General features: G+C 39.5%; 7 protein-coding genes. 3 read left to right on the top strand and 4 right to left on the bottom strand.

The window, feature by feature from the left end:
- Both AAC037_RS14400 and AAC037_RS14395 read left to right on the top strand, forming a co-directional pair.
- On the top strand, positions 1-973 hold a 973-nt coding region (locus AAC037_RS14400; RefSeq protein WP_339903635.1), incomplete at its 5' end, for a peptidase M14.
- A gap of 153 nt (positions 974-1,126) precedes the next feature.
- A complete protein-coding gene (locus AAC037_RS14395; protein ID WP_339903634.1) occupies positions 1,127-1,843 on the top strand; it encodes a class I SAM-dependent methyltransferase in 717 nt (238 codons plus the stop codon).
- Between the two features lie 76 nt (positions 1,844-1,919).
- On the opposite strand, the gene radA is transcribed toward AAC037_RS14395, so the two are convergent.
- A complete protein-coding gene (radA, locus tag AAC037_RS14390; protein ID WP_339903633.1) occupies positions 1,920-3,296 on the bottom strand; it encodes a DNA repair protein RadA in 1,377 nt (458 codons plus the stop codon).
- 63 nt (positions 3,297-3,359) lie between these two features.
- Positions 3,360-6,176, bottom strand: coding sequence for a DNA polymerase I (gene polA / locus AAC037_RS14385; RefSeq protein WP_339903632.1), 2,817 nt, complete (start codon positions 6,174-6,176; stop codon positions 3,360-3,362).
- A 321-nt stretch (positions 6,177-6,497) separates the two neighbouring features.
- Here polA and AAC037_RS14380 point away from each other — a divergent pair, with 321 nt between their 5' ends.
- A complete protein-coding gene (locus tag AAC037_RS14380; protein ID WP_339903631.1) occupies positions 6,498-6,812 on the top strand; it encodes a hypothetical protein in 315 nt (104 codons plus the stop codon).
- Positions 6,813-6,916: 104 nt separating this feature from the next.
- Here AAC037_RS14380 and AAC037_RS14375 read toward each other — a convergent pair whose 3' ends face one another.
- Positions 6,917-7,363 carry a hypothetical protein gene (locus AAC037_RS14375; protein WP_339903630.1) on the bottom strand — a complete coding sequence of 149 codons (447 nt, stop codon included), beginning with the start codon at positions 7,361-7,363 and terminating at the stop codon, positions 6,917-6,919.
- Positions 7,364-7,435: 72 nt separating this feature from the next.
- The coding region (locus AAC037_RS14370; protein WP_339903629.1) for a hypothetical protein at positions 7,436-7,890 on the bottom strand (455 nt) is incomplete at its 5' end.

Here is a 7,890-nt window from a genome sequence, read left to right as displayed (position 1 = left end):
TGCCGTTAGACAAAGCAGCCCTGAAGGCATCATTCTGAAAAAGGCAAGGGATGAATTTAGTCCCGATTTTGGCTTTAATCTGCACGATCAGAACAGGTATTATAATGTGGAGGGGAGTTCTCTTCCGGCCACCATTAGTTTTCTAGCTCCAGCTTATAATAAAGCAAGAGAAGTGAATGCTGTGAGAAGTAAGGCCATGAAGGTGATTGTTGGAATGAACCGCTTGTTGCAGCAACTTATTCCGGGGCAGGTAGGTAAATATGACGATAGTTTTGAACCCAGGGCTTTTGGTGACAATATCCAGAAGTGGGGGACGAGCACTATATTGATTGAATCTGGAGCTTATCCCGGGGATCCCGAAAAGCAATTTATTCGTCAGTTAAATTTTATGATTTTATTGGATGCCTTGTATGGTATTGCCACAGAAAATTACCTTAAATACACAGAGGAACAGTACATAGCGATTCCTGAAAATGATTCCAAGCTGATGGACTTGTTGATTAGAAATGTAGAAACTGTGGCCGGTGATAATAGTTATCGTACCGATATAGGAATTAAAAGTAGTGAGCGATTCCTAGATAGCCTTATTCTAATGAAAGGGAATATTGTGGATTTGGGAGATTTATCGGTTTACCATGGATACAAAGAAATTGATGCAAGTGGTATGGTTTTGGAGAAAGGAAAAATTTGGAAAGAGGAAATTCCTATGGAAAAGTTGACTCAAGGGAAGGCCATGGATCTACTTTCAGAAGGTTATTTAGCTGTTGCAACTAATAAAGCCAACCAAGGGCAAGTCCACCAATTGCCCATTGTGGTGTTTACGGAAGGAAATGAGCCAAACTTTACTACTACTTTAGATGAACCTTCATTGTTTTATCTGACCGAGGAAGGAGAGCGAAAGATTGCCATAGTAAATGGTCAAGTTGTAATGTTGGAACAAGAAGATTTTTCTTTTTGGCAATTGATTCGATAAAAAGTTGTAAGATTTAAAATGTTCATATACAGGAATATATGGGGTCTTGTTTTCCTTTTGGATTTGTAGAATGTTGAAAAAATGTTGTTATTGTAGCTTTTAATGGCTAAAATCAAGAATGTTTAGTTTAAATAAACCCCTAAAAAATAGACCATGCAACACAAGTCTAGTGTAAAGGAAATTAAAGAAAGATTTGATCAAGATGTAGAACGTTTTTCCAATTTAGACACAGGCCAACAAGCGACAATGGATGCTCCATTGTGTATGAATTTGATAGCACATGCGACCAAAGTTTCAAACCCAAAAGCCAAAAATTTATTGGATATTGGCTGTGGTGCCGGAAACCTAAGTCTAAAGATTTTGGAAAATTTCCCCCAGATTAATAGTGATTTGCTGGATTTAAGTAAGCCCATGCTAACCAAAGCCAAAGACAGGGTGACATGGGCAACAACAGGACAGGTAAATACCATCCAAGGAGACCTACGGCACGCAAAGTTAGAAGAAGGGAAATATGATATAATTGTGGCTGCTGCAGTGCTGAACCACCTTAGAGAAGAAAAGGATTGGGAAAAAAACTTTAAAAAGATTTTTAGCCTGCTGGCACCCGGTGGTACATTTTGGATATCAGATTTGGTGCACCATGATGTTCCTGAAATTCAGGAAATGATGTGGTATTGGTATGGTAGCTATTTGGAAAAGCTCAAAGGACCTGAATACCGAAAACATGTATTTGCGTATATAGAAAAAGAAGACAGCCCAAGATCTTTGCTTTTTCAACTTAATCTCATGGAAAAAGTAGGGTTTACCGGCATAGAGGTGCTCCATAAAAATTGTTGCTTTGCAGCTTTTGGTGCTAAGAAACCTGAATAAAATAGTTTTTTTTAAGAAATGACCCTCTTTAGGGCTGTTGAATAATATAAAGAAAAACGAAATCATCATGTACCGACTATAGAAATATATGTCGGTACATTTCTTCCAATTTACTTACAGCAAGCACTTCTATAGGGTATTTGCTTAATTCCAGCCCTTTAATGGCATATCTGGAAAGCATGATTTTTTTGAATCCCATTTTAGCCGCTTCCGCGATTCGGTTTTCAATTCTATTGACTGCCCTTACCTCACCACCCAAGCCAATTTCTCCGGCAAAACAAATCCCCGGATCGATCGCTTTGTCTTCATAGGATGAAATGATAGAAGCCACCACAGCCAAATCCAGCCCCGGGTCATCCACCCTCAAGCCACCAGCAATATTTAAAAACACATCTTGCTGCCCCAAGCGCATGCCACCTCTTTTTTCCAATACTGCCAGCAACATATTTAACCGCTTGGCATCATGTCCTGTACTGCTCCGCTGAGGAGTGCCATAAGTGGCCGGGCTGACCAGTGATTGAATTTCAATCAGCAGAGGTCTATTCCCTTCCAGCATGGCGCCAATCGCCACGCCGTTTAATTGCTCTTCTCTTTGGGTCATCAATATCTCTGAAGGGTTGGTAACAGGCCTAAGTCCGTTGGCATGCATTTCATAGATGCCCAATTCATTGGTAGATCCAAATCTATTTTTGGAGGTGCGGAGGATTCTATAACTTAAATGCCTGTCTCCTTCAAACTGCAGGACAGTATCTACCATATGCTCAAGGATCTTAGGACCGGCGATCGTGCCATCTTTGGTAATATGTCCGATTAAAAAGACGGGGGTTCCCGTTTCCTTAGCAAATTTCATCAATTCAGCCGTACATTCCCTCACTTGGCTAACTGAGCCGGCAGCGGATTCCACATATTGGCTATGGAGCGTTTGTATGGAGTCTATGACCAGAAGTTCCGGTTTGAGCAATTCTATTTGCTGAAATATTTGTTGGGTTTTAGTTTCTGAAAGTACATAACAAGATTCTGAATGGTGTTGCATCCTCTCACTTCGCATTTTAATTTGCGTTTCACTTTCTTCACCTGAAACATACAGCACCTTGGTTTTTGAAAGCATTAGTGCGATTTGCAACATCAATGTGGATTTCCCTATACCCGGTTCTCCACCGATAAGCACCAAAGAGCCGGGTACGATTCCTCCGCCCAGCACCCGGTCTAGCTCAATATCTCCTGTAATCAAGCGAGATTGTTCTTCAAAAGTTATTTCTCCCAGCGTTTTGGGTTGATTGGCCTTTTTAGTGCTTTTATTATTTGCTTTCCAGCTCCCTCTTTGGGCTTCTTCTTTCTGTACGACCTCTTCCACAAAAGTGTTCCATTCACCACAGGAAGGGCATTTTCCGGTCCATTTTGGGCTTTCTACACCGCAATTTTGACAAAAAAAGGAAGTCTTTATTTTAGCCACAGATATTTTTTTTGAGCTTTTACTGATTCATTCTTATAAATGCTGTTGTTGACTGATCTGAGATTAATGCGCTTCCAGCCAATCTTTTCCAACCCCTACTTCCACTTCCAGTGGCACATCAATTTTAATGGCATTGGCCATAAGTTGAGGGATTTCTTTTTTCAAAAGTTCTACTTCATCCTTGTGTGCATCAAAAACCAATTCATCATGAACCTGAAGTATCATTTTGGATTTTAGTTTTTCCTTAATCATCCAATTTTGCACATGGATCATGGCCAATTTAATCATGTCTGCAGCAGAACCTTGAATGGGGGCATTGATGGCATTTCTTTCAGCAAAGCCTCTCATGGTAGCATTTCTGCTATTGATGTCTCGCAAGTATCGTCTTCTACCCAGGATGGTTTCCACGTATTCATTTTTTCGTGCTTTTTCAATGCATTCGTCCATATAAGCCTTTACAGCGGGGAATTCTTTGAAGTAGGCATCTATAATCTCTTTGGCCTCCCCTCTGGGGATTTTTAGTCGCTGGGACAAGCCAAAGGCAGAAATACCATAAATGATTCCAAAATTGGCCGTTTTGGCTTTTCTCCGCATGTCTCCAGAAACTTCCTCCAGCGGAACCTGGAAAATTTTAGCAGCAGTGGTGGCATGGATGTCACGGCCTTGTTTAAATGCCTCTATCATTGAGTCGTCCTGAGAGAATGCAGCCATTATTCGCAACTCAATTTGACTATAATCTGCTGCGAGGATAAGGTGGTTTTCGTCCCTGGGAACAAAGGCTTTCCTTATTTCTCTACCTCTTTCTGTACGGATAGGGATATTCTGAAGGTTGGGGTTGATGGATGAGAGTCTACCAGTAGCTGCCACAAATTGATTGTAAGTGGTGTGGATTCTGTTGGTTTTTGGATTGATTAAAGCAGGGAGGGCATCTACATAAGTAGACTTAAGTTTTACCATCTGCCTGAAGTCCAGAATGGCCTGTGCAATTTCATGCTCTCCGGCCAGTTTGCTAAGCACCTCTTCTCCGGTAGCGTATTGACCGGTTTTGGTCTTCTTGGCTTTTGCATCCAATTTGAGTTTGTTGAAAAGTACTTCTCCAAGCTGTTTAGGGGAAGCAAGGTTAAAGGTTTCTCCTGCCATTTCATAAACCTTGGCTTCAATTTCTTTGCTTTCCTTTTCCAAGGATAGAGACATTTCTTTTAAGCTTTCCGTATCAATTTTAACTCCCTCAAACTCCATGGCTGCCAAAACATCGATCAAAGGACTCTCTACTTCCAATAAAAGCTTTTCCAGTTTGTTTTCTTTGATGATTGGATCGAACTTGGTTTTTAATTGAAGGGTAATGTCTGCATCCTCAGAGGCATAAGGGGCCACTTCATCCGGATCCACATCTCCCATATTGCCTTGGTTTTTACCTTTTTTACCAATAAGACTTTCTATAGAAACAGGCTTATAGTTAAGGTATTGCTCCGCCAACCAGTCCATGGAATGTTTCCCTTCGGGCTCTATAAGGTAATGCGCCAACATGGTATCATAAAGCTTTCCTTTGACAGCAATTCCATAGTTCATCAATACCAAGATGTCATATTTGATGTTTTGCCCAATCTTCAAAATATGTTCTGCTTCGAATACCGGCCGTAGTTGAGTCAAAATAGCATTTACCTTTTCTTTATCCTTAGGAAAAGGGATATAGTAAGCTTCTGAACTAATATAAGCAAAGGAAATCCCTACCAATAGGGCATTATTGGGATTGAGGGAGGTGGTTTCGGTGTCAAAGCATAGCTCTTTTTGCTTCAATAAGTATTCCACCAGGTCGGCTATGGCTGCCTCTCCTTCTACCTTATGATAATCATGAGGGCGACTGAATATGGTGTCCAGCGCTTCTGTCTCCGTGATGGGAGGGGCTTGCTCAGCAATTTCAGTAGTTGTATCTGCCTTGCTATCATTCCCTGTAAACAAACCCAATTGTTCGTCTACTTTTACCTTTGACTTTTTAACACCCTCACCAAAAACTCTTTTTGTCAAAGTTTTGAATTCAAGTTCTGCAAAAAGGGCCTTGAGGTTTTCTTCATCCGGAGGCTCAACAGTAAAATCATCCGCATGGTATTCAATGGGCACATCTTGGATAATGGTCGCCAACTCCTTAGACAATATTCCCTGCTCCCCATATTTTTCGACATTCTCCTTTTGCTTGCCTTTCAATTGGTCGGTGTTCTTAACCAGCTCCTCTACGCTTCCAAATTGCTTGAGTAGCTTTACTGCTGTTTTGGCTCCAATTCCCGGTATTCCGGGAATATTGTCTACAGCATCACCCATCAAACCCAAAATATCTCTAACCTGATCAACGTTTTCTATGTCCCATTTTTCACAAATCTCTTTGGGGCCCATCACATCTACAGCATTACCCATAAAAGCAGGTTTATAAAGGAAAATATGATCGTCTACCAGTTGCCCGTAATCTTTATCCGGGGTCATCATGTATACAGTATAAGAACTTTTTTCAGCTTGCTTTGCAAGGGTGCCTATGATATCATCGGCCTCATAACCGTTCAATTCAAGGGTAGGAATGTTGAAGGCCTTTACGATTTGTTTGACCCATGGGATACCTATGCTGATGTCCTCTGGCTGTTCTTGTCTATTGGCTTTGTATGCCTCAAATTGCTTGTGTCTAAAGGTGGGTGCCGGGGTGTCAAAAACTACAGCTATATGTGAGGGTTTTTCTTTATCTAAGATTTCCAACAAGGTGTTGGTAAAACCCAACATGACTCCTGTATTTAATCCTTTGCTATTGATTCTTGGATTTTTGCTGAAAGCAAAATGAGCCCTGTAAATCAGAGCCATAGCGTCCAGTAAGAATAATTTTTTATCGCCTTTAGACATTTTCAGGTAAGTTTTTGATTTTCACGCTTCGTATAGAGAGCAAATATACCAACAAATTTAATCCAAGTTAATGAATTTTAAGCCGGAATCCCCAAGAGACTTGTTACCACTTGAGCTGTTTTACTAATAAGTGGCAAAGCACCCAAATAATATCAAAAAGGTTTGAAACTATTGTTTCCTTGATAAAAAGTTTATTTACCAGCCTAAGTTTGGCTGTGCAATTTGATAAAATTGGTAAGATTATTGGTATTAAATATTTTTCATCAGTTTAACGATGTTAGACTTGGATGAAAAGTTAATGTTTAATCCAAATTATATAAAATGAAAAAAATTGCCTATTCTTTGTCCGTATTGATGCTCTTTGTCTCGTTTGTTCCCTCAGCCATTGCCAAAGAGGAAGGTCCGGAACCCAACAAGAAAGAGTTAAGTCCTGAAGACCAAGCAAGATTGGATCAGTTGGAAAATCGCTTTTTGGAAATCAAGGCCATGGATTTTAGTTCTATGGAAAAAAGTGAAAGAAAGGAAGTCCGAAAAGAATTAAGAGAGATAAATAAGGAGTCAAAAGGTTTAGGGGGAGGAGTGTACATTTCTACCGGCGCCATAATTATTATTCTTTTGTTAATCCTTATTCTATAGTTGGAGTCAATCCAATAGGGTTGGCTTTTTTGTTTCAATTAATCCATCCCTATTGGTTTGATAAGACAGAGAAATAGCAATTGAAAAAAGCTTAATTTAGTTTCTTAATCAGGGAGCGTTGCCAAGTACTTTTTTACTTTCCATGCTTTCCAGAGCATTGCTGCTATTAGGAGTAAAAATAGTGACTCATTGAAGAATAAATGAAATCCAATTCTTTTGTTCCATTCCAAATTTGGCAAATAAACCAATAGAAAAGAAATGATGGAAATAAGTTTCCCGGTAAGACCAATTGCTAATAGATAAATCCAGCTTACAGGATAGAAAGCGGAAAGAAAGAGGAGTACACCGGCAATGATTCCTATTGTTCCATACCATCCGGTATTCATCATGGTGTCGAAATCGCTTTGCATGGCTAGCCAAGAAAATAAAGCAGGGCCAAACCATTTAAAAAGTCCGGCCCATGCAATGGTATAAATACCGCATAAAAGCAGGATGCCTCGGTTGGCCATTGTAAATATTGGAAAGTTATTTTCTTCTTTGGTATTGTTCATGCTCAAAGTTAAAAAGTATCCCTTGGTAAAATTTTATTTTTCTTAAATTTTATTAAAAATAGCCTCCTCACTTTAGTTTTTGATGGTATTTGAGAAGTACCTGAAGGACCAAAGGGTTTCACAAATAAGGTTAATAGGGGAGCTGGTATCTTTGATGGTTTTTGGAATAAATGGTTCCAGCGTAACCCTAATGTTTTTAAATCGATCTTTTTCTACTACGAAAGAAAATCTAGAGGATAAAACAAGTAATTCCTTAGGGAAAAATATACGTTGCTGTAGATTAACAGGAGAGGGAAGACCAAATCTTTTTTGGCTGGCAGCATAGGTTTCCACAGCCATTTCAAAGTTTTCCGGACCAATGCTTAAATTTGAATGTGCTGTAAAGTTTGGGTTAAAGGAATGCAATAGTTTGATCTTATTTTTTTTAAATACATAAAGCACCCTTGTATCAATTTCTTTTTTCAGAAACAATTGATTCTGGGTTGCAAAGAAATGCCAGATATTGTCGATTCTTTTTAATTCCATAG

This window comes from uncultured Cyclobacterium sp. (assembly GCF_963976465.1).
In the GTDB taxonomy this organism is placed as follows: Bacteria; Bacteroidota; Bacteroidia; order Cytophagales; family Cyclobacteriaceae; genus Cyclobacterium.
The sequence above is the reverse complement of the archived record's forward strand: the minus strand, read 5'-3'. Positions and strand labels throughout refer to the sequence as shown.